The organism is Salsuginibacillus kocurii DSM 18087, assembly GCF_000377705.1.
In the GTDB taxonomy this organism is placed as follows: Bacteria; Bacillota; Bacilli; order Bacillales; family Marinococcaceae; genus Salsuginibacillus; species Salsuginibacillus kocurii.
The window spans coordinates 271,482-293,238 of record NZ_KB898625.1 but is presented as its reverse complement, the minus strand read 5'-3'; the positions used below and the strand labels follow the sequence as shown (position 1 = coordinate 293,238).

Annotated in this window: 19 protein-coding genes, 1 tRNA gene and 1 riboswitch; of the genes, 8 read left to right on the top strand and 12 right to left on the bottom strand. The window is 45.7% G+C overall.

The window, feature by feature from the left end; translation table 11 throughout:
• Positions 1-352 precede the first annotated feature (352 nt).
• From D469_RS0108050 to D469_RS0108035, 4 genes are all read right to left on the bottom strand, one after another.
• Positions 353-1,066, bottom strand: a complete 714-nt coding sequence (locus D469_RS0108050) for a lytic transglycosylase domain-containing protein (RefSeq protein ID WP_018922878.1) — start codon at positions 1,064-1,066, stop codon at positions 353-355.
• A gap of 165 nt (positions 1,067-1,231) precedes the next feature.
• Positions 1,232-3,304, bottom strand: a complete 2,073-nt coding sequence (locus tag D469_RS0108045) for a thioredoxin domain-containing protein (RefSeq protein ID WP_018922877.1) — start codon at positions 3,302-3,304, stop codon at positions 1,232-1,234.
• 213 nt (positions 3,305-3,517) lie between these two features.
• Positions 3,518-4,666, bottom strand: a complete 1,149-nt coding sequence (locus D469_RS0108040; protein WP_018922876.1) for an MFS transporter — start codon at positions 4,664-4,666, stop codon at positions 3,518-3,520.
• Positions 4,667-4,968: 302 nt separating this feature from the next.
• Positions 4,969-5,523 (bottom strand): TetR/AcrR family transcriptional regulator, encoded by a 555-nt coding sequence (locus tag D469_RS0108035; RefSeq protein WP_018922875.1) that lies wholly within the window; start codon positions 5,521-5,523, stop codon positions 4,969-4,971.
• 750 nt (positions 5,524-6,273) lie between these two features.
• Between D469_RS0108035 and D469_RS0108025 the strand changes: the two genes are divergently transcribed.
• The 3 genes from D469_RS0108025 (at position 6,274) to D469_RS0108015 (ending at position 11,117) form a co-directional block, all read left to right on the top strand.
• Positions 6,274-7,614 (top strand): sodium/glutamate symporter, encoded by a 1,341-nt coding sequence (locus D469_RS0108025; RefSeq protein ID WP_018922873.1) that lies wholly within the window; start codon positions 6,274-6,276, stop codon positions 7,612-7,614.
• Positions 7,615-7,647: 33 nt separating this feature from the next.
• Positions 7,648-9,153 carry an asparagine synthase B gene (gene asnB / locus D469_RS0108020; RefSeq protein WP_018922872.1) on the top strand — a complete coding sequence of 502 codons (1,506 nt, stop codon included), beginning with the start codon at positions 7,648-7,650 and terminating at the stop codon, positions 9,151-9,153.
• A 307-nt stretch (positions 9,154-9,460) separates the two neighbouring features.
• Positions 9,461-9,560: riboswitch (purine riboswitch) on the top strand.
• Between the two features lie 96 nt (positions 9,561-9,656).
• Positions 9,657-11,117, top strand: a complete 1,461-nt coding sequence (locus tag D469_RS0108015; protein ID WP_018922871.1) for an NAD(P)/FAD-dependent oxidoreductase — start codon at positions 9,657-9,659, stop codon at positions 11,115-11,117.
• Between the two features lie 59 nt (positions 11,118-11,176).
• On the opposite strand, the gene rpsN is transcribed toward D469_RS0108015, so the two are convergent.
• Positions 11,177-11,446, bottom strand: coding sequence for a 30S ribosomal protein S14 (gene rpsN, locus D469_RS0108010; protein ID WP_018922870.1), 270 nt, complete (start codon positions 11,444-11,446; stop codon positions 11,177-11,179).
• Positions 11,447-11,835: 389 nt separating this feature from the next.
• Entirely contained in the window at positions 11,836-12,615 is a 780-nt protein-coding gene (locus D469_RS0108005; RefSeq protein WP_018922869.1) for a carbon-nitrogen hydrolase family protein, read from the bottom strand.
• Between the two features lie 501 nt (positions 12,616-13,116).
• Here D469_RS0108005 and D469_RS0108000 point away from each other — a divergent pair.
• On the top strand, positions 13,117-13,740 hold the full coding sequence (locus D469_RS0108000) for a flavin reductase family protein (RefSeq protein ID WP_018922868.1): 624 nt from the start codon (positions 13,117-13,119) through the stop codon (positions 13,738-13,740).
• Positions 13,741-14,012: 272 nt separating this feature from the next.
• On the opposite strand, the gene D469_RS0107990 is transcribed toward D469_RS0108000, so the two are convergent.
• Together D469_RS0107990 and D469_RS0107985 are read right to left on the bottom strand one after the other, a co-directional pair.
• Complete coding sequence (locus D469_RS0107990; protein ID WP_018922866.1) at positions 14,013-14,960, bottom strand: glycine betaine ABC transporter substrate-binding protein; 948 nt, start codon at positions 14,958-14,960, stop codon at positions 14,013-14,015.
• Positions 14,961-15,196: 236 nt separating this feature from the next.
• Positions 15,197-15,271: transfer RNA gene (locus D469_RS0107985), tRNA-Arg, on the bottom strand.
• Positions 15,272-15,611: 340 nt separating this feature from the next.
• Between D469_RS0107985 and D469_RS0107975 the strand changes: the two genes are divergently transcribed.
• On the top strand, positions 15,612-16,082 hold the full coding sequence (locus D469_RS0107975; RefSeq protein ID WP_018922864.1) for a GNAT family protein: 471 nt from the start codon (positions 15,612-15,614) through the stop codon (positions 16,080-16,082).
• A 123-nt stretch (positions 16,083-16,205) separates the two neighbouring features.
• Here the strand turns inward: D469_RS0107975 and D469_RS0107970 are convergent, their stop codons facing one another.
• Complete coding sequence (locus D469_RS0107970) at positions 16,206-17,693, bottom strand: glycine betaine uptake BCCT transporter (protein ID WP_018922863.1); 1,488 nt, start codon at positions 17,691-17,693, stop codon at positions 16,206-16,208.
• A 321-nt stretch (positions 17,694-18,014) separates the two neighbouring features.
• On the opposite strand from D469_RS0107970, the gene D469_RS0107965 reads away from it, so the two are divergent.
• Positions 18,015-18,692 carry a hypothetical protein gene (locus D469_RS0107965; RefSeq protein ID WP_018922862.1) on the top strand — a complete coding sequence of 226 codons (678 nt, stop codon included), beginning with the start codon at positions 18,015-18,017 and terminating at the stop codon, positions 18,690-18,692.
• A 54-nt stretch (positions 18,693-18,746) separates the two neighbouring features.
• Here the strand turns inward: D469_RS0107965 and D469_RS0107960 are convergent, their stop codons facing one another.
• The 3 genes from D469_RS0107960 to D469_RS0107945 form a co-directional block, all read right to left on the bottom strand.
• Positions 18,747-18,935, bottom strand: a complete 189-nt coding sequence (locus tag D469_RS0107960) for a hypothetical protein (RefSeq protein ID WP_018922861.1) — start codon at positions 18,933-18,935, stop codon at positions 18,747-18,749.
• A 324-nt stretch (positions 18,936-19,259) separates the two neighbouring features.
• Entirely contained in the window at positions 19,260-19,694 is a 435-nt protein-coding gene (locus D469_RS0107950; protein WP_018922859.1) for a small multi-drug export protein, read from the bottom strand.
• Between the two features lie 11 nt (positions 19,695-19,705).
• On the bottom strand, positions 19,706-20,242 hold the full coding sequence (locus tag D469_RS0107945) for a TetR/AcrR family transcriptional regulator (RefSeq protein WP_018922858.1): 537 nt from the start codon (positions 20,240-20,242) through the stop codon (positions 19,706-19,708).
• A gap of 134 nt (positions 20,243-20,376) precedes the next feature.
• Here D469_RS0107945 and D469_RS22435 point away from each other — a divergent pair, with 134 nt between their 5' ends.
• Both D469_RS22435 and D469_RS0107935 read left to right on the top strand, forming a co-directional pair.
• Positions 20,377-20,733 (top strand): hypothetical protein, encoded by a 357-nt coding sequence (locus tag D469_RS22435; RefSeq protein ID WP_205621064.1) that lies wholly within the window; start codon positions 20,377-20,379, stop codon positions 20,731-20,733.
• Between the two features lie 25 nt (positions 20,734-20,758).
• Positions 20,759-21,691 carry an EamA family transporter gene (locus D469_RS0107935; RefSeq protein ID WP_018922857.1) on the top strand — a complete coding sequence of 311 codons (933 nt, stop codon included), beginning with the start codon at positions 20,759-20,761 and terminating at the stop codon, positions 21,689-21,691.
• Positions 21,692-21,757: the final 66 nt, after the last annotated feature.

Sequence of the window (21,757 nt, the reverse complement as noted above, 5' to 3'; positions counted from 1 at the left end):
GTTTTCTGACTTCTTGAAAAAAGGGGCAGCAGGTTATTGTCAACCGGCCTGCTGCCGAAAAAGTGAGTGGTTTATGACGCCGCAGTAAGCGGTTTTTACGCATGACAAGAATTAAACCGCTATCTGCGGTAAAGAAAACACGACGAGGTCAAACGAAGTAAAGACCAAATCGAAGTCTGCCTTGTGCCCGGGGTGAAAATATCTGCTTGGAGGCAAGTACTGAAATCACTATATTGAATGGTCACACAACGAGTGAAGAACCTGTGACAAGTTTTGCAACGCTAGTGAAAGCCTTTCTCATAGCGTCACTACCTTCACGACGGGCATGTGTTAATCTCCGCCTCGCGCCTAGTTAATCTTCAAAAATGGTAGCTGTCTCACTAGCTGTGGGGCTGCTAGATGCTTCATTAGCGTAGCTTTCGGCATATGTGAGGACATCTTCAACATACCAGTCGGCCCGGTTATAGGCGAATACGGCTTCTTCAACTGCCCCTTCAGAAGCCCCATTTGCTTGCAAATAACGGGCGGCAGAATGGACGGCATCTTCAATGTTCCATGGATTTGCTTGTCCATCCCCGCTGGCGTCGACCCCGTACCCGCCGTACATCGCGATTGCGTCTGGGTCACGTTTGGTCTCTTCGGGAATCTCTCCTTTTCCTACATCATCACAGCTCGGATGTCCCCAGCCTGTCCATGTACAAGGCATAAACTGCATATGACCTACGGCGCCCACTTCACTAACCATCGGATCTGCTTCTGAAAAACTCGTCTCTACCCGATGGATCGCCGCTAGAATTGACCAATCGACTTGGTAGGTTTCAGCGGCCTCAAGATAAACATCCATATATTCCTCCGGTACTTCGCCAGGTGAATCTTCTACATCATCTTCTCCAACATAAGAGGGATCGCCCTCTGTAAGAAAAGAATTACTAATCAGCACAAACGCTACAAATACGAGGGTACTGACTATAACGACCGGCAGTGCGCGATAGGATCCGCTTTCTGAGCGCAGAATGGTAGAAAACAAGAAGGTTTGGTTAGCTTTAGTTGTTTTATGGTTATTCATACTAGGTTCTCCTTTACCCGTTTCCTCAACCAAGAGCTCATAGATTGGCAGGATGAGCTCCCTCGGTATGAAGTCTAGTTCTAGTATAGCCAATGCTTATTGATTATAAAAGGTTAAAAGAATTGAAGGGCTGACTGTTTAGTCGACTCATTCTCTATCTACCTCTTACCCGGTTTCTTCGCTAATTTTTTTCCAGACGTATTCCGGGTCGGTGACGGGCTGATCACAGGTAAAGTGACGGCAGACGTAATACGTTGCCTGGTTATCTTTAGGGGCATAATCAGCAGCAAAAGGAGCAGCTTCTGCTAACTCTTCGTCTCCTTCTATTTTCGCAAGGACACGGACATGCGGATAAAACCCTTGCTGCCAGTCGCGAATAAAGGGGTCTTCCTTTGGATTTTCGTGTTGAGGAAGAGCGACGACAACTTCAATGGAAGCCATTTCTTCCAGAAGGACGCTTTGCATAAGATGTGAATGGCCATGCGGATAGTCCTGCAATGAGGTGGCAGCCGCTTCAGCGGTTCGTTTCGCATACTGTTCAAATGCTGGATCGCCTGTTAACTGTGATAATTCTTGGAGCTGGACAGCTGCTACGTTGCTGCCTGCAGGCATGGCGCCGTCGAACGTTTCTTTCGGGCGAACCAGCAGTTGTTCCTGGTCATGTCCATATAAGAAGAAGCCGCCGTTTGCGTCGTCCCAGAATAAGGCGATCATTTGCGTGGCAAGTGTTTTGGCCCGTTGTAGAAAACGTGCTTGCAACTTGGTTTTGTACAGTTCTATATATGCCCAAAGCAAATTGGCATGATCCTCGATAAAACCGCGGTGGGCCGTGTGCCCGTTGCGATGTCTGGCCATTAAGCGATTGCCTTGATAAAGGTTGGTTTCGATAAACGATAGCGCCTCGTCGGCCGCTTCGGTATAGCCTTCATCCTGAAATGCGCGGCCCGCTTTTGCCAGCGCACCGATCATGAGACCGTTCCAGGAGGTTAAGATTTTATCATCAAGGTGAGGACGCGGTCGCTTTTCTCGCTTTCGAAAAAGTGTTGCTTTCAAGTCTTCGAGCTTTTCTGTCACCTTCTCTTCAGTCAGTCCATATTTGTCTGCGAGCATGTTTTTATCGATTAACAACGCATGCGGTATCGATTTTCCTTCAAAATTTCCTTCTTCAGTAATGTCATACGCATCACAAAACAAAGAACCGTCTTCTTCGCCGACTGCAGCAATAATTTCCTCAGGCGTCCACACATAAAACGTACCTTCTACGCCTTCAGAGTCTGCGTCTTCGGCCCCATAAAAAGCGCCGCCTGTGTCTTTTAAATCACGAAGGACATACTGTATGATTTTGTTCGCGGTAGCCGAAAAGGTGGGGTCCCCGGTCACTTGATACGCTTCGACGTACGAATGCAAAAGCAAGCCATTGTCATAGAGCATTTTTTCAAAGTGGGGGACAAGCCAATACTGGTCAACCGAATAACGGGAAAAGCCGCCGCCAAGCTGGTCGAAGATGCCGCCTTTCGCCATCATTTTTAACGTATGGCCAGTCATGGACAGACCGGCTGGTTTGCCCGTATGGTGAAAATACCGTAACAGAAACTGAAAGTGCTGCGGCTGCGGGAACTTGGGCGCGCTGGAAAATCCGCCGTTTACAGGGTCATAACTGCGCGAGAGAGCGGTAAAGGCGCGCTCTGGGAGCTTCGGGTCAAGCGTACGGCTTTCCTCGGTAGCCAGCGCTTTCTGCAGCGCATCATAGATTTTTCCTCCCGTTTGTTCAATCCGTTCCGGTTCTTGTTGATAGACTTGCGCCAGCTGTTGGATCACGCTTTTAAACGCAGGCAGCCCGTGTTTTTCTTCTTTTGGAAAATACGTGCCCGCATAAAAAGGAACTTGGCCCGGAGTCATAAAAACAGAGAGAGGCCAGCCGCCGCGGCCAGTCATCGCCTGGCACGCTGTCATATAAATGGAGTCGATATCCGGCCGTTCCTCGCGATCCACTTTAATAGAGACAAAATGTCTATTTAAAAGCTCTGCCGTATCTTCGTCTTCAAAGGATTCCCTTTCAAATACATGACACCAGTGGCAGGTTGAATAACCGACTGACAGAAAAATTCCTTTCCCTTCATTTTTCGCTTTTTGAAAGGCTTCTTCTCCCCAAGGGAACCAATCTACAGGGTTGTAAGCGTGCTGTTGTAAATACGGGGAAGCTTCATGGATTAAACGGTTTGCTCGCTGTGCTGTCATCGCTAGACCCTCCTGAGCAGGAAAAAATAGTCATACATAGAACCAGGGAAAAATTGCTTTCAAGGTAGCTGAACGTTACAGGACAGTCGATACATAGGTGTTTATAAATGAACAGTTAAGATTGTAGTTCTATTGTTTCATATCCTTCCATCAAAGGACAAATAATCTTGTTAAATAAAAAGCTTGTGGCACAGCCTGATTTCTTACATTTGTTTAGGTACGTTCCCGCGCATTCTTTTTCGGTCCTATAAGGCCAGCCGCCAAGCCTACTAAGCCATAAAGTATAAAAGAAAGAGTGTAGCCCCAGTTCTCAATAAGCATTCCAGCAAACAACGCCCCTATGACTTGCCCCACTGCCAAGAGCAAAAAGGGAATGCCAATGCCTAATGAAGCGTTCTTAATAAATACTCGAATGCCCCACACCAGCAGAACGCCTGTTAAAAAAATATAAGAGCCGCCGAAAATACCAGCCGACGCGTAAGACATAAGCCAGTTTCCAGGTTCAATAGATAAAATAATTGATGCTGAAGCAATCGATACACTCCCTAATTTATAAGCAAAAGGCAGTCCACCTTTTTCAATGAGAGAACCAGAGAATCCACCCAGTACACCAAATACTCCGATGACCACCCAGAACCCTGATAACTGCCAGTCACTATAATTACCAGCCACTTCTATAAAAGAGCGGGAAAATGTCCAAAACGCCGCTGTGGAAATCCCTAAGGTCAAAGAGGCAAAAATTAAAGGGTACCCCCCTTTTATCCCTCTTATCGAGAGGTTCCCTTTTTCAAACACCACATTATTTGCTTTCTGCTCCGGTTTCGGAATTGCCCGGTAATTCCAGATCAATACTAGAAGGGCTAAGACAGCATAGATCACATAGGTTAGTCTCCAATGTGGTGTGAGTAAAATCGCTCCTAATCCAGAAAGGGCTATGCCGAAACTTGTGCCTGAATTAATCCATGTATTAGCTCTCCCTTGTTTATCCCGCTGCATCCAAAGCGAGATCGCTGCGCCGTAAGGAGGAGATATCAAACCTGTGCTTCCTCCAGCTAACAAAACACCTAATGCTAGAACCCATGGATTTGGCGTTACAGACATCAACAGCAAGCCAGCAAAGGCAGATAATCCAGCTAAAAGGATCATCCTTCTTGGTCCTTCTCTTGTGGTAATCACAGTGGAGAAGACGATCGTAAAGCAATAAGCTAAGTAAAACAAAGAAGAAATCGTCCCTGATACCGACTCCGACATTTCAAGGGATTGGTTGATATCAGGGAGAAGCAGCCCAAAACTAAACCTCGCCAGTCCGTACGTAACTGCAATCATGGTAATCCCAGGTAAAACTAACGTTGAAAATTTCATACTATCCATCCTAAATTAACGTATTATATAGAATGACCTATCTAATTTAGTGAAAAAAATGACGGGTGTATTTTCTGCGCCACCTCGACGTCGTTACCTTCCCTTTCCTTTGAGCCAATTGCTGCTACTAGTTGAGCAATTGGCTGTTGTCTTCTGTTGAAAAAATTTCAACTCTATGATGTGGTGTCTCATAATCGCCTCTCGCTTTTCGTAACTCCGGTAAAACGAACGTTGAACATTTCCAACTATACATTCTATAACAATGATAGATAGAACGACCTTTCTAAACTTGGTGAAAAAAATTACGATGTATGTTGGACAAGTGTCCTCGCCATCGCAATTGAATACTCTGTTGCTTTCTCTGCGCCAATCAGGGGCGTCATGGAAGTGGTTCCTTCAAGCAGCAATGTAAATTGGTTAGCTAAATCTTTTTCGTTATTTTTTCCTTTTCTATGAGCCAATTGCTGAAAATATTCGAGCAATTTTTGTTTGTGTCCTCTTGCTATTTTTTCTATGTTATTATCCATTTCCCCATAATCTTCTATGGCTCTTAAAAACATACACCCTTTGTAGGATTCTTCTTTCAAAAAGCGACCATGTGCTTCAGCCGCAAGTATGAAAGGGGAATCTGACTCCATTTCTACATGTGCGTCTAAATAGGACCAATACCGTTCTTCCCGTTGCTTTAGCACTTCTTCAATCAAATTCTCCTTGGAAGAAAAATGATTATAAAGCGTCATCGTTGCTACATTCGCTTCATTTATGATTTGCTTTAATCCTACACCACGAAAACCGTGCTCATAGAAAAGCGATTCAGCTACTTTTAATAATGTATCCTTTTTAACAGACCGACTCATGTCATTCACTTCTCCTTCAGTTATATAGAACGATCTTTCTACTTTAAGGTATCATTTCCTCGCTCCAACTTCAACCATTCTTCTGCTGAACGAATGGGTGATTGAGTATCAACTAAATAAACGGGGCTATATTCGAAGCTGGGTGAGGCAATAGGTGAGATAAATGAGTCCTGCTTATGATTAGGTGTCATTAGCGGGCGATTTCTTCTGTGGTAAGGAAAGAGTCAGTTTGGTTTTTGTCGAAACGGGGTAGTAAACTTATAGAGGAATGGTCAAAAAAAGACAGGAAGGAGCGTAAATGTATATACGCAGGGAAGAACGCACTGATTGCTATAGAGGGAAGCCAATAGAGGAACGTTTTCTCAAGTTAATGAGAAACGAACTGGAGCAGTTGTTGGGAAATGGTCAGTTGCAATGATGACACCTACATTTTGCATACTTACATTTTTGAATCTCCCCTAGTGGAGCTTTTTTTGTTAGGGCATTACTTGAAATAGGTCCTGACGTTTAAGGGCGGGTACGTGTTACTGCCTTCTGGCGATCTCCCAGCTTTGAAGTGCAAGTCGTTGTATAGCATAGCAAGTCAGGCACTTCCCTTAAAATTACACCCGGTTCAGGAATATGATGCAGTGGGAATTCAAACACTAAAAGGGTCAGGAACCGAAGAGGGCAAGCGCAAAAAACATAACAGCCGAGCTTGCTCATGTCACAGTATTCATTTTGGTAAAAGATAAAACAGGAGGTTCCGCGTTGTCTATTGAAGAACTGACCATTGATCTGGGACTTATCTCACTTCTTCTTCTTGTTGGAATGGTCCTGCGCGCAAAGATTGAATTGATTCAGAAGCTGTTTATTCCAGCTAGTTTTATTGCTGGCATGCTCGGGCTTCTATTAGGACCAAACGGGATAGGCTTTCTTCCATTTTCTGATTTAATTGCTGATTATCCGACGGTTTTGATAGCGGTTGTGTTTGCTGCTATTCCAATCGGGGCGGCAAAGATAAATTGGAAAGAGAAGTTTTCGAACGTCCGGAATATGTGGGTTTATTCCATGACGATTACATTACTTATGTGGCCTGCAGGGCTGGTTGTATCGTATTTAATTTTAGAACATATTTGGGAGCTTCCACCTGGCTTTGGCTTTGCGCTGGGCGCCGGTTTTGTCGGTGGGCACGGCACAGCAGCTGCAGTAGGTGAAGTGTTTAATGCCCAGGGCTGGGAGCAGATCACCGACATCGGTTACACAGCAGCTACTATCGGGCTCCTGTCAGCTGTGCTCGGTGGGTTGTTTATTATCAAACGAAACACAAGGCGCGGACAGGCGAATTTTATTTCAGATTTTCAGAGCCTGCCGGATGATTTGCGGACGGGCTTGATACGAGAAGAAGACCGGGCTTCTTCTGGAACGGACACAGTTTCTAGCAACACGGTCGATCCCTTGTTTTTTCACGCTGCTATTATCGGTGGGGTCGTGCTGATTAGTTATTTTCTGCAGCAAGTGCTAGAAGGCTGGTTCCCCAACCTCTCCTTTCCGCTCTTAAGTCTCGCTTTTATCCTTGGGTTGGTCGCGCAGTATTTCCTACGCCAATCCAATGCCGATTATTATGTGGACAAGCGGGTTGTAAACCGGGTTGGCGGAACGGCAACTGACTTAATCGTCGTTTTCGGGATAACATCTATTGACCTTGCCATTGTGGCGGATTACGCCTTGCCGTTGATTGCTTTATTCATTTTTGGGGTATTGTGGGCGTATGGGATCTTTCATTTTGTTGCTCCGCGGGTGTTCCACCCAAATTGGTTTGAAAATGGAATTTTCGGTTTCGGCTGGTCCACTGGGACAGTAGCAATGGGAGTAGCTCTCCTGCGCATTGTTGACCCGAACAATGAAAGCTCCACGCTGGATGATTACGCGCTCGGTTACGCGGGTATGGTTCCGGTGGAAGTCGCCATAATCACTTTCGGTCCAGTACTTATCATAGCAGGGGCAGGACTTCCGTTTATGCTCGGGCTGCTAACTGCCTGGATTGTACTGATTGCCGTTTGTGCGAAGCTCGGCTGGCTTGTACCGAAGGACAAAGTGAAGAAACGCTAAGAAAGCTAACTAAAAATATGGAGTGATTGAAAGATGTGCGGGATATTTGCGATGACTGGAACGATCGATCAAGAACGAATGACACGCGTGCTGGAGTCGATGACTCACCGCGGACCGGATGAAGGGGATGACACGAAGCTGGATTCCTTTCATCTCGGGCATCAACGCCTATCGATTGTTGGAGTCCGCGAAGGGAAACAACCGATTTCTAATGAAGACGAGACAAAGTGGATTGTGGCCAACGGTGAGATTTATAATTATCGCACCTTGCAGGAGCAATTGCCGGCTACGACTCGTTTTTTAACAAAATCGGATAGTGAAGTGCCGCTAAAATGGTATGAAGAAGAAGGGGCCCGCTCGGTTCAGCGTTTAGACGGCATGTTCAGCTATGTAATCGTCGACAACAAAAATGAAACTTTCATGGCAGCCCGGGATACGCTCGGCATCAAACCTCTTTATTACGGAGAAGATGAGAACGGCAACATGGTGTTTGCTTCAGAAGTTAAGACACTCTATGTGGTCACAGACGATGTGAATGAATTTCCTGCCGGTCATTATTATACGCCGGAAGAAGGCTTTGTCGCCTACCGCCATATTCAGCAGCCAGCTGCCGATGAGATCTTTTCAGAAGACGACGTGCCGCAAATGATCGAAGGCATTCGCGAACGGTTGGGCAATGCCGTGGAAAAACGTCTCATGGCTGACGTGGAAGTAGGGGTGTTGTTAAGTGGCGGTCTTGATAGTAGTTTAATTGCTAAACTTGCGCACGAACGGCGTAAAATGAAGCAGCCGCTGAAGTCGTTCTGTGTTGGAAGTGAAGGCAGTGAAGACGTGCTGCGGGCCCGGGAAGTGGCAGAAGAAATCGGCACTGAGCATTACGAATATATTTATACTGAACAAGAGTTGGTCGAAGCGCTTCCGGAAGTCATCTATCACTTAGAATCCTACGACTCATCTCTCGTTCGCAGCGCTATTCCGACGTACTTTGTGTCCAAGCTCGCAGCTGAGCATGTGAAAGTAATCCTTTCCGGGGAAGGGGCAGATGAGTTATTTTCCGGCTATAGCTATTTAAAAGGAATTAAAAGTACGACAGAGCTGAACAAAGAGTTAATCCGCATTATCAATACGCTGCACAACATAAACTTACAGCGTGCTGACCGGATGAGCATGGCGCATTCGCTTGAATTGCGCGTTCCGTTCTTGGACCTCGAATTAATCGAGTATGTGTTAAAGGTGCCGGCAGAGCTGAAGTTAGGAGAAAATGAAATTGAAAAATGGATTCTGCGCAAAGCCTATGACGGCGAACTCGCGGACAATATTATTTGGCGCGACAAAGCGGAATTCTCTGAAGGCAGCGGTGCACTTGATATTTTGGAAAGTTACGCTGATAAGCAATACACAGATACAGATGTTGCCAGGGCTAACACAGAAAATGAATGGGTCCGCTCGAAACAGGAGCTTTTATATTACGAGATCTTTAAACAGCATTTTCCACACAAGTCGATTCTGTCGACGGTGGGGCACTGGGCGACAAGCTAAGGAAATGTCTATAAGAATCGCAGCAGAAAAGAGCGAAGGTCAGATGAGCATATGTTCATCTGGTCTTTTTTTAGCTTGGGCAAAGCACTCACGTATTTATGAGTTAATATGCGCCTTCTGATACTGACACACTCTGTTATTTTCGTGTTTTGGTTAAAAAAACAAAATATAAAAATAAGAAAACGCTTCTTTTTACCAAAAAGCGAACAATATTAGAAAATGGAATTGACATCTTCTGTGTTTATATTATAATAATGCTGTAAGTGAATGATTGTCACCTTTGTGGCGAAAAGGTTCGGATTTTATAAATGAATCGTAAAGAAACGTTCGTATATTCTCAAAAATATGGTTTGAGAGTTTCTAGAGGGGACCGATAATTCCTAACTACGAACAGATGGATACGTCTATCTGTTTGTGGTTAGGTTTTTTATTGTCACATACATTGTGAGTGTCTTTCCTTCCAAACAGAAGGCGAAACAGAGAAGGTAAAAGGAGAGATGAAGATGTCGACGTATGATGTCATTATTGTTGGAGCAGGTCCAGCGGGTATTTTTGCAGCGTACGAATGGGTACGTAGCCAACCGGATGCTAACATTTTGCTAGTTGACAAAGGTCATGATATTTATCGACGCAGCTGTCCGATCTTAGAAGAAAAGATTCAGCTCTGCCCGCCGCCAGCTGGTAAAAAGGAATTTGCCGGCTGTCTGCCAGCCTGTTCGATCACAAATGGCTTTGGCGGAGCGGGTGCTTATAGTGACGGGAAATTTAATATTACAACTGAATTTGGCGGCTGGCTCACTGAGTATTTGCAGCCTTCAGAAGTGATGAATCTCATTGAAGAAGTGGATGCTATTAACTTAGAGCACGGAGCGACCGAATCGATTACCGACCCGACGACAGAAGCGGTCCGCCAAATTGAACAAAAAGGTTTTAGCGCTGGTTTGAAACTCTTGCGCGCGCAAGTCCGCCACCTCGGTACTGAACAAAACATTAAAATTTTGCAATCGATCTATGAGTACTTAAAGCCACGGCTGGAAATGAAATTTAAAACCGAAGTGCAAGATCTTATTACGGAAAAAGAAGACGGAGAACACGTTGCCAAAGGGATTGTGTTAGGTGATGGCACGGAGCTTACGAGTAAGTGCGTGTTTGTAGCGCCGGGCCGTGACGGTTCCAAGTGGCTGACAGACTTGCTGAAAAAGCGCCGCCTGCGCATGCAGAATAACCAGGTGGATGTCGGCGTCCGCGTAGAGACCTCGGACATCGTCATGCGCGAGATTAACGAACATTTATATGAAGGAAAGTTTATATATAACGCTTCCTCCGGTACACGTGTCCGCACATTTTGCAGCAACCCGTCCGGGCATGTGGTGGTAGAGAACCACAGCGGAGTAATGGCGGCAAACGGCCATGCGTACAAAGATCCGGCTCTTGGTTCAAATAACACCAACTTTTCACTGCTCGTTTCGCACACGTTTACCGAGCCGTTTGATAAACCGAACGAGTACGCGCGTGACATTTGTCAGCGGGCTAATGATCTTTCTAACGGTGGTGTGATTGTGCAAACGTTCGGGGATATATTAAAAGGGCGGCGTTCTACCGAGAAACGGATTGCTGAAGGCTTTTTAGAGCCGACACTGCATGAAGCTGTGCCGGGCGACTTAGGGCTCGTACTTCCGTACAACACGATGAAAAGTTTAATTGAAATGATTGAAGCGCTTGATCATGTAACGCCAGGCATCGCTTCAGATCATACGTTGTTCTACGGAATCGAAGCGAAGTTCTATTCGGCGCGTCCGCATTTAAGTAAAGAAATGGAGACCGAAATCCGCGGCCTATACAGCGGTGGTGACGGAGCCGGTATTACGCGCGGCTTGGCTCAAGCCGGGGCGTCCGGATTGTATGCGGCGAAACAAATGATAAAGCGTGTAAGTAAGCAGAAGGAACCAATCATGAACAGCTGACGTGAAAAAGGCGCTTCCCCTACGTACATAGGGGAGCGCTTTTTCTACTAGCTGCCGACTTACCAACTTGATTTTTTTACCCCGGGGATCTGTCCTTTGTGTGCCAGTTCTCTAAAGGCAATGCGAGAAAGTTTAAATTTTCTTATCACACCACGGGGCCTGCCTGTCATTTCACATCTTCTCGTAAGACGGGTAGGGGAGGAGTCACGCGGCAGTTTTTTAAGCGCTTCATAATCCCCTTTTTCCTTTAATTCTTTCCTCAAGTCCGCATATTTTGCCACTAGTTCTTGCCGCTTTCTTTCTTTTGCAATTTTTGATTTCTTTGCCAAATTCATCACCTTCCATACGAAAATCGTAATCATTACGCTTTAAATAGTATACTAACTAAAAATCATGTGTTCGTAAAGGGGGATAAGGTAAAGAATACAAAAAAAGAGGAGTTCTCAAGAGATCCATTTGAGGTTTGAGAGGCATCAAGCAGCTGTTTTTGCGAGGATCAAGAAGATAAAGTGACAGATTTAATGTCGGTGTCACAGATATAGTTGAGAAAGCAGAGACCAAAAACGTATGTATGAGCCGGACTTAAAACCGTAGTCTTCGCTCTAAAAAGAAGACCAGGTGTAAGTCCGGAAAAAGGGGGCGCAAGAAGCTGCTAATTTTGAACGATATAACTAGACCTCTTCATTTATATGCTGGCGTTTTTACTATTTTTAACCAGTCATTTTAAATCTCTTAAATAAGGAAGGTCCTGGCGCTGTAAAGGTGTTTCGCTTAAGTCGATCTCTGTCACAATGGCTTGATCTTCAGCTGTGGCTTCAACCACTACCTGGCCTTGCGGGTTTACGATTCGAGATTGGCCACCGAAAGCAGAGAAGTCGTCGGTGCCCGCTTGATTTGAACCAATAACAAACAGTCCATTTTCCAAGGCACGGGCCCGTGTAGCAATGTCCCACGCATAGATACGCTTTTGGCTGAAAGCGGCATTGACGAGCAACAAATCGATTCCAGCTGTAGTGAGCGCGCGCGCAGGTTCTGGGAACCCGATTTCATAACAGATCTGAGTGCCCAGCTTAAGCGAAGCGGCTTCTAGTAAAGGTTGAGTATGTGTACCGGCTCGAAAACGGTTTTTTTCGTCTCCCCACAAATACGTTTTGCGATACTTACCCGTCACACCCTCTGGACTGATCACTACAGTGGTGTTATACAGCACACCTGCTACGCTGCTTTGTTCTATTATGCCGCCAGCCACTGTGATGTTGAACCGTTGGCATATTGTATGTAACCGTGTTGTTGTAGGGCCTGGAATCGGTTCACTTAACGCTTGATCCTGTACGGCTACCGCATAACCGGTAGAAAAAAGTTCGGGGAGTACGATGAGCGAAGCATGCTGTCGAGCAGCTTGTTCGATTAATTGCTCGGCTTTTTGGAGGTTTGTTTCTTTAGTAAAGGGGGTCGCTTTCATCTGAATGGCAGCAACAGTAAGTTGGGAAGTTGTCATATAATCGCCTCCTGTTTTTTACTGAGGTCAGTTAATTTGTCTCAGTATTGAATCAGGTACATGTTCATATCATTTATTATAATAGCTTTTGAATCAATTTCATCATTCAAAATAAGATATTCAAAGCGGAATAATGAATGTGACCTTCACTTCAGACCGGCGCATTCCCGAGGGCTTGTCTTCAGCTCACTTTTTCGATGTAAAGCCATCGGAAAAGTGGATCTTCAGACTGCGCTTTATCCTCTGGGAGTCGCCGTCTTACGTTTCAGTCACTTTTTAAATTCCATATAGTAAATAAAAAATAAATAGTATTCGTTTATTCTTATAAAACGTCATTATGAAATTGATTCAGCTTTTGTAAGAAATGAAATCTTCATTCACTAAATAGTTGTCTTTTTATTCAATCTTTTCTACGATTAAAGAGGAAGAAGAGCTTGAGTGTCTTTTAGGCGAGCGTGGGGTCAAAGCCGTATGTACGTCACTTTTAAAAGGAGTTTATGTATGCCTCATCAAAACGCCCATACGTTTCAACCACAGGATCTTGAAGTCCAAGAAATGTATAAATTAATGATCGGTTCGGTAGTGCCGCGCCCTATCGCCTGGGTTTCATCGAAAAGCAAGGAGGGGGTTTACAATCTCGCGCCGTTTAGCTTCTTTACGGTAGCATCTAGGCAGCCACCTGTTTTGTTAGTATCGATTGGACCGGGTGTGGCTGAACGAGAAGGAACCACGAAAGACACGCTCCTAAATATCGAAGCGCAGGAAGAGTATGTCATCCAAGTGGTGCCAGAAGCGCTCGGTAATCAAATGCATGAATCCAGCAAACACGTTGACCCTGAAGTTGACGAGTTTAACCTGGCCGGCCTGAAAACAGTGAAGGCAAAAGAAGTGGACATTCCGATTGTTGAAGCTTCGCCTATTGCCTTTGAATGCAAGCTCAACCAGATCATTCCTGTAGGCAGCGACCACCTTGTGCTTGGGGAAGTGGTTTCTGTACACATAGACGATGAAGCTTATGCAGGAAACTACCGAACAGCCATTGACGAGTGGAAGCCGCTAGCCCGGTTAGCAGGAGACTACGCTTCCCTTTCTCCGGCCTTTAAACTTCCGAAAGATCAGGAGTAGAGAAAGCTCACCGTGGTAGAGAGTAGGGACGCTGCAGAAACGAAGGACAGGCCCGGTGAAAAACGCGCCTTGGGCTAACACATATAATCCGTTTTGTAGCTAAATGTAAGTATTCAATAGAGTGGTTTGAGTCAGTGCTTCTATCCAGGAGGTCCCTATCACCACCTGCCACCGCTGCTTTCGTAACTGGGCGAGAAAATATATCTCTGTTGTTCTCTTGCCCATGAAAAAACCAGCCGTGACCTTTATCCTCGCGGCTGATTTCTCCATTTTTAATCAATCCATTCGTCTACTAGCTCGCGGTTTTCTTCAATCCATTCCGCCGCACCTTCTTCTGGGTCCTCGAGGTCATTAATGATTGACATTAATTCGCCCAACGATTCGTCATCAAAGAAAGAATTGTTCATCCATTCGATGACAGGTGCGTACTCTTTGTCAAAGCCTTCTCTTGTAATAAAGACTATATCGTCCGCTTCCCCGTAAATTCCTTCTGTATCCTCTAAATATTTGAGGTCGTAGTCAGCGAATGCCCAGTGTGGACTCCATAAAGTGACTACAATTGGTTCTTCATTCTGGTACGCACTATCTAATTCCGTCATCATCGCTTGTTCGGAAGACGATTGCAAATCATAATCAAGCTCATATTCTTCAAGAACCACTTCCGTATTTTCCATCAGCGCGGCCCCGGGCTCAATGCCGACAATGTTTTGATTGAGTTCTTCTTCATACTCATGCAGGTCTTCAATCGATTCGATATCTTCCATATATTCGGGCACGACCAGCCCTAGCTCAGTATTTTCATACCATAAGTCTTGGATCGCAAAGTCATCACCGTATTCTTCAATGTGGGGTTCATCGGTATGCGGGAGCCAAACTTCGGTACCGATATCAAGGTCACCGCTGGCTACGCCGGCAAACACTCCCGTTTTTTCTAAATTGGTCAATTCTACCTCATACCCTTCTTCTTCAAGCAGAAGCTTCCACATGTTAGAGACGGCAATGTTTTCTGCCCAATTGTTATAACCAATCTCGATCGGGTCGGTATCTTCAGGAGCGGGTGCGTCTTCTTCCGCTTCTTCGTCTCCTGACTCCTCCTCAACTTCTTCTTCATCTTCAGCTGGGTCCACTGTATCGTCTGCGCTCTCTTCTTCCCCGCACGCGCTAAGCACCAATGTACTCACGATAAACAATTTGTCCCAGAGCAAGGTATGCTTTTTCACACCAGTCGCCTCCTGCTTCCTATTAGTTGGAACTACGTTATGTGTAACTCCCATAATGTAATAAAAATACCCGGTTGGGTCAAAAGGTTCCTAGTAGTCTTAATTACTAAAAATAAGGATTAGTCCTGGTATGAGGGGAACATCTGCTACGTTTCTTAAGCTTTGGTGAAATTTGTCCAATTTAAGCAGGAATTAGAGAAAAGGGTGGCGGTCGGGTTATAGAAAAAAAGGAGGAGTGGCGCCCTGAGCAGGATTCGAACCTGCGACCTACAGCTTAGGAGGCTGTTGCTCTTCCTCTGAGCTATCAGGGCCTATTTTTGGAAGAAACAGAAGCTTCCACGTTTAGGTAGAAAATTCTTCGTGTATATAATATCATAAGCTTTTATTTCATATTTCACAAGGTAGGTTTTGTTGCTCGGAATAAGTTAAGGCCAGGAGCCTGGTATTGAGGTGGAGTAAGCCTGGCAGTTATTTACGTTAATGGAGACAAGGAGATGGTTTCTATCGCAACGATAGATTGTGAAGATGGAAGTATTATGATAAAGAATGTAGCTCGTTTAAAAGAGTCTCATAACAGGAAAAAAAGAATAAGCCCCGGTGCGGAAACAACGAGGAGCAAAGTCAACTGAAGAAAAGTATGGGAGGGGAAATATGACGATACAGCATGCGGCACCTGCGGACGCGGACCTTGTTTTAAAACTTTTAGCTTATAACAACTGGGCTTCCCGTAAACAAAGCCCCCCTCCAAAGGAAAGTTTTGAGCCTTCGAGTTTACTTGAGCAAGAGTTAAGATCAAGTACCTCTCAAGCTCTGATATACTACGTTCCAGCCGGCCCTGCCGGAGCGGTACAATTTACAGAAAAAAAGGATCACATTGAATTTTATAAATTGTCTGTTGTGATCGAATATCGCGGACATAAAATAGAACAAGAATTAATTGGTTATTTGGAAGGGATGGCTAAAGAAAAGGGGAATAACTATATTTGCTGTCGTGTCCAAAGCGATGAGTGCATGAATCATTTGGATTATGAAGCGTTAAATTATCAAAGAAACCGTCATTACTATTTTAAAAATTCAGGTGATGGACCTGTGGACATTTATTACATGTATAAAGAGTTATAACTACTTTGTAATATCGGTAAAGGAATGCCGGAAAAGTATGGAGCTCTCCATCATGGACAGCTCCATTTAGTTTGTTAAGAATATGAACAACCAAATTAGGCGAGGCGCCTGCAAGCCGGCCAACTAGGATTTTACTTTGGAACGTTCTTCTTGCAACGCTTTAATAAGTGATATGATCATCAAAATCATAATGATGGAGAAGGGCAGAGCGGCGATTATAAGCGCATTTTCCAGCGCCTGCAGTCCACCGGAATATAGTAAGATCGCTGCTGTTGCGGACAACATCAGCCCCCAGACAAGTTTTACCAAACGTGGCGGCGTTAAAGAACCATCGGTCGTTTGCATACCGAGAATAAATGTGCCTGAATCCGCGGAAGTAATGAAAAAAGTAGAGATTAAAATGATCGCAAGAATTGACATCACCATACCGAACATGTATTCATCAAATACACCGAACAATGCTTCTTCGGTCGCCAGTTCAGAGATAGCTGCTACCCCGTTGGTCTCAAGGTAAATAGCTGCCCCGCCAAAGATGGAGAACCAAAGGAAGCCAACAATCGATGGCACGAACAATACAGCCAGGACAAATTCACGTAGCGTACGCCCTTTGGATACACGGGCAATAAATGAACCTACGAAAGGCGACCAAGCGATCCACCAGGCCCAAAAGAAAATGGTCCAGTTATTGATCCATTCTCGTTCGTCAGCATCAAGTGGTGAAATGCGAAAGCTCATGCTCGGAAGGCTTTGAATATAGGTGCCAAGGGTATTGGTAAAGAAGTTCATCGAAAAGACGGTAGGCCCAAAAATAAACATGAAGGCAAAGATGAGCACAGCCAGGGTCATATTTACATTACTTAAATATTTAATCCCTTTGTTCAGCCCGGTAGAGGCAGAGAGCATAAACAGCACGGTGACAACGATGATAATGATGAGCTGAACACCGAAGCCTTCACCTAAAGCAAACAAGTAGTTCAACCCCCCGCCCATCTGCACGGCCCCGAACCCGAGCGTACTTGCCACCCCGATAACCGTGGCCGTCACTGCGATAACGTCTATAAGGCCGCCAACCGGACCTTTTGAAAATTTGCCCAGTAAAGGGGACAAGGTGCCGCTGACAAGTCCTGGAGCTCCTCTTCGGAATTTAAAATAAGCAAGGCAGAGAGCTACAATGGCATAAATCCCCCAGGCATGGATGCCCCAGTGGAAAAAGGTAAACCGCATCGCTTCAAGAATGGATTCATCTGTGCCTTCTACCGAGATGGGCGCATCCACCATGTAGTGCGAAATGGGTTCAGCCGCTCCCCAGAAGACAAGGCCGATCCCCATCCCGGCGGAAAAGATCATGGCGAACCAGGTGGAGTTCCGGTACTCCGGTTCATCATCCGGCTTTCCTAATTTGATCTTGCCGTACGGACTCACGACAAAGAAAAGACAAACGAGTGTAAATCCGGAAACGATCAGTAGGTAATACCAGCCGAGCGTGTTGGCAATCCAGTCTTGCATAGCATACGTGGTGTCTTCGAGAAAGTCCGGCGCCACCACCCCAAAAACTACGATCGCAAAAAGAATACTGATAGCGACCCAAAAGACAGCTGAAACTTTGCTCATAAACTGTTTCCTCCTTCACATCTTCTGTGCGGTGTTCCGTTCTCTATCCGTCAATTAGGAATACATGAATGTAAGTAAGGTTGAGTGCTTCTTAGTATGAGCAGAAGTTTTAAAATCACTCACTTCAGCCGGAATAATTTTAAAAACCGAAAAATGATTGGAAATTTTAAACAAACGTTTAATTAGAAAGATCTACTCAGAGGCATGGGAAGGGTTCCCTTGACAGCAAAAGAGAGAATAGGCGAAACTTACTGAGGATGTAGATAGAAGAAAGGGTGTTCAACGGTGCGGCGGGCCACTTTACTTATAGGAAGTATATTGATGATGACAGCTTGCGGAGGCGGGGACTCTACACTGCCAGACGAAGAGCCGGACATCGTGAGCACATTAGAAGAACCAGTCGAAGCTGAAAGCGGAGCAGAATCGGAAGCCCGGGCCGGCATTACAAAAGAAACTCTGCTTGAAGAAGGAGAGCTGGGAATTGATGGGGCGGTGTTTGAAGGGTATCGCTTCAATGTAGCTGAATTTACAACGTATTATTCTCCAGAGGGTTCAGAGGTGCCGCAAGAGGCAGCCGAGGATTACACCTATTTGTATAACATCTGGCTCGGTGATGACTTTGAACGAGACATCACAGAAACAGGAGATCTGGAAACGCTAATGACCGAAGAATTGCCGCTTCATAATGCCATTCACATTCAAGTCAAAGAGCCGGAGAAAGACGATGTACTGGCCTTGTTCGGGCCAAAAGGCGATCAAGACGAAAAAGTTCATGTATTTACGCCAGAGAAAGAGGCTGTTAATGGCGCGCAGGCAGCAAACGAGGAATTTTCGTTTTTACTTGCAGAAGACCTGCTTGTTCATGAAGAACTACATCCATATATTGACACGTTTTACGATGTAGAAGAGTTGCCTGAGCTGTTTGTTTTCAATGAAGAAGGGATGATAGAACAGTTGTCGTCTGAAGAGGAGATCGAAGCTTTTTTAAGGGAAGGGTAAGCAGGCAGATAAGGAGAAAGGAGTCTTTTGCCGCTTTCTCCGATCATGATTATATTAAGACGCGGACGAGCTGAATAAGTCTTTTACAATACTAATTGTGCCGATAAGCCCAATCGTGAGCATAATGCCCGGCAGGAACCAGTCAAAGCCGCTTACATTTTCGGTCAGGATGATGCCTGCTCCAAAAATGACTAAAATGATATTTCCAATTAAACCGAAAGTCAGTTTCGTTCGTCGTTTCATGCATAACCTCCGTGTACCAATGTCTCCGTAAGAATACCATAATCTATTTATAAAAGGGAACGAGGAATGTCAGAAGAAGCGGCTGCTTGTTAGAGGCAGCCGCTTTTATACGTGAGGTAGAGCAGTCCGCCGCAGCAAAAAGAAGAATCGTCCAACTTTTAAGGGGGAACGTAACAAAAATTTGTCGAAACGTCCAAGAATCTTGTCGAACTGTCCAAATATGAGCTAAAACTGTCCACTTTTTCGCTATAACGTCCAAATTGCTTCCCCCGGCCCTCGCTTGAGAGGATAACAGAAGCGCGGCACCGACATAGATATCGCCGTTTAAAGAAACCAGTCTAAACCGGCTTGCACGGCATAAGCTGTTAAGATGCTGTAGAGTACAATACTTAAAGCGCATGAAAGTGACAGTTTCAGCCTCGATAACCCGAGCACACGGCCGATAGCAGCCATCGCCCACACCCCGGCCACCACTGTAAGCACGACCACCATCGTGGCCCCATACTTTTCAATATGAGAGCGGAAGCGGTTATTTTCTAAGGAGTGAAGCCACTTGCCCAGCCTTGGCACTTTGGCCAGCTGTTTATGAAAAAAAAGAATGGTAGGTACAGCCATGAAATTACCAAGCCCGCCCCAAATCACAGCAGAGACGGGATCAAAACCCATCATCATAACCGCAGGTATGGCCAAGTAAATTTCAAAAAAAGGAACGTAGCCAAGCAGCCACGCAGTAGCAGCTAGATATAGATATTCCCACATTGAACATCCCCCTATTCCTTGGATTCTTCCTGTTCGAGCAAGTGAAACAAGTAGGACTTGATGCGCTCCTGTTCGGAAAGGTCGACGGGTTCTAAATCGAACATTTTCGCAAACCAAAGTCCGTCGCTGACTAAGCGGATAATCGCCGTAAGCTCGCTTGGCACGTTTTCCTGTCCCATTACGTTTTTAAGGCGGCTGTATTCTTCTTCCCACGGCGCAAGCAGGTCTTGATTGGTGGCAAGCGCTGCTAAAATGCTGTTTTTAATATTTAATGTATCGGGTCCGTTCAGTTCTTTTAAGGAACCGTTTAAATACGCCCGGTTATAGGAGCCTTCTGCCTGGTACGACTGTTCAATTTCATGCGCGAATTGAGCGGTCACCTGCGCGTTCATCGCTTCAATGAGTGCTTCCTTGCTGGGAAAATGGTGAATGAGCCCTGCCTTGCTTAAGCCGGCTTCTTGCGCCACCCTATCAAGCGTAAGTCGTTTCACACCTTGTTCAGCAATAACGCGGGAAGCCGCTTGCAATAATTCCTCTCGTTTTGCCATCAATGTCACCGTCCTTTTAACTACCAACCAGTTGGTAGGTATTTATGTTCAGTCTACTACGAAATAAAAGAATTGGCTATATAGATGCTTGGGGGAAAAGCAGATGCTTCATCAGGCTTTATGGAAAACTCTTTTTGAGCTTTGGTCTCGTTACGCCACAGATGAACGTAACCGCAATGACACCACAAGGAAAAGGGACGACGCCACAAGCGGGGAGAGCGACGCCACAAGCGGGGAGAGCGACGCCACAAGCGGAGAGAGCGACGCCACAAGCGGAGAGGCCGACGCCACAAGCGGAGAGAGTTACGCCACAAGCGGAGAGGGCGACGCCACAAGCGGAGAGGGCGACGCCACAACCAAAGAAACTCACGCCACCACCTCTCCTCGACCCTCTCCATTATGCAATGGATCCACCATTTTCCAAAAAAGTTAATCAGCAAATGCAAAAGGCTCAACAGGCGGCAGGTTCTCTGCTAATATGGATGTTGTGAGTGAGAAAACAAGGGGGCCTTTTAAATGTCGGTGCGTCTAGCTTATTTACTCGTGTTACTAGGGGCGGCTTTGTGGGGGATTACCGGCCTGTTTGTCCAGAATTTATATACATATGGTTTTACGCCTTGGCAAGTTGTAGGTATACGATTGTCGTTTTCAGCTGTGTTAATTACAGGGCTGCTTGCCGTATGGCGACCACAGCTTTTGCGGGTCCGAATAGCAGATCTTCCGTATTTTATCGGTACAGGGATCGTCAGCATTGCTTTTTTTAATTACTTTTTCTTTACGGTGATGGATGTGGCTAATGTGTCGCTGGCTGTAGTCCTGTTGTATACGGGGCCGATTTTTGTGGCTGTGCTGGCACGTTTTACGTTCGGCGAGCCTTTTACGATGCCAAAAGCGTTCGCGCTCATTGTCATGCTGGCAGGGTGCGGTTTTACCGTCGGGTTGCTGCCAGTCGGGGCAGATTCGATTGAAGTGTTGACGGTGCTGTTTGGCATCGCGTCAGGGTTCTTTTATGCCCTCTACAGTATTTTTGGAAAATTAGTAAGTGGCCGCTATCATTCACTCACGGTTACTGCCTATTCCATGCTTTTTGGAGCGCTGTTTCTCCTGCCGACAAGCGCTTTATGGAATCAAAGCAGTGCCTTTCTTGAACCGGGCGTATGGGTGAACGGCATCGGCCTTGCTTTATTTGCGACAGCACTTGCTTACGTGCTATATACGGCAGGACTTCGCTATGTGGAATCAAGCCGGGCGGCGATTCTTTCGATTATTGAACCGGTGGTGGCGATTGCGATCGGGGTGCTTGTTTTCAACGACATTTTAACGGGCTGGCAGGTCAGCGGCATTCTGCTTATTTTTGCTGCGATTGTGCTGACGATATATGGAGAGCGCTTCCTGGAACATCGGATCAATAAGAAAAAAAACAGGCGGCATGCTGAAGATAAAGCATAGAACACCGGTTTCGGAACATTCGGAAAAAAGTTATAATAGAGTCAGACGAATTTTAAGGGAGGGAGA